The sequence below is a fragment of the Nostoc sp. 2RC genome (assembly GCF_014222165.1).
Taxonomy (GTDB): Bacteria; Cyanobacteriota; Cyanobacteriia; order Cyanobacteriales; family Nostocaceae; genus Nostoc; species Nostoc linckia.
The window spans coordinates 1-254 of the sequence record NZ_JACKZU010000848.1; the positions used below are offsets into that span (position 1 = coordinate 1).

The window sequence follows — 254 nt, forward strand, 5'->3', positions numbered from 1 at the left end:
GTTCACAGACATCAACACGATCTTCCTCTCCGGCTTTAGTACCCTCTAAATATCCATAGTCAAAGGGATAAATCGAGATTGGATAATGTGGGTGAATGGTACCTTGTGGGCGATCAATGATGAGATTACTGGTAGTTACTAGCTGATCTAGCTTTTGCCAAAAGCCATCACTCTCTTTTATCTCCAGCACTTAGGGTTACGGTAATTTCCTCAATAGCATTGCCATAAACTACGGTAAATCGATAGGCTTATAG

At 41.3% G+C, this 254-nt stretch carries 1 pseudogene; it reads right to left on the minus strand.

Annotated features, from left to right (window positions below):
• Nucleotides 1-190 (minus strand): annotated as a pseudogene (locus GNE10_RS35635) (hypothetical protein); the annotation flags it as partial.
• Nucleotides 191-254 lie beyond the last annotated feature (64 nt).